Source organism: Bartonella sp. AD328YNZD (genome assembly GCF_042196425.1).
Genome location: NZ_JBHIQG010000811.1, coordinates 1 through 597 on the forward strand (window position 1 = coordinate 1; position 597 = coordinate 597).

Below are 597 nucleotides of genomic sequence, written 5' to 3' on the forward strand. Positions count from 1 at the left end.
CCATCAGCACTTTTCACTAGTTTGCTGTTTTAAGCCGCTTTTGAATTGCTACTGTTATGTTGCTCTTCACTAGGCTTGCCTATTCTCATGCATGAAATGCGCTTGCCTCCTAAGGCTAGGTTACGCGTATTTTCAACAGCGATAAAAACCTTCTCAGCAACACCATAAAGCCTGCTTTCTAAATCACGACAATACTGCACCAGATCAGCACATGAGGGGACAAAGGTTGTTGACATACCTTTGGCTTCTCCACGGATAAGATTTTTAACAGCTTGCAACAAAGACCAGAGTGAGATGCCGTTAAGAGCCGCGATATAAGCCTTTGCACGTGCCTCTGGATTTGAAACTTTTTGCATTGTCAAACCGCCTTCAAGCACATCAAGAGCCTCTGCAATATCTTCAACAGACGCTTTCAAGGTAAGTAAGTTTTGAACTGTCTGATAAGCTTCCAAAGCTTGTTCCTCTAGGGCTGGTGTCAATTTCACGCCACTGATCAAGGTCCAAGGATAATCCCTTGTTACGCATTGCGCCATCTGATCTGCACTGTTTTGAAGCGGATTCACTAAATCCTGCTCTACGGATAAGGTTACGGATTGT

At 44.1% G+C, this 597-nt stretch carries 1 protein-coding gene; it reads right to left on the minus strand.

Features of this window, described 5'->3' with window-relative positions; genetic code table 11:
- Positions 1-29: 29 nt before the first annotated feature.
- Positions 30-597 (minus strand): hypothetical protein (locus ACFIO3_RS15150; RefSeq protein WP_375704792.1); only part of this gene is annotated, 568 nt, incomplete at its 5' end.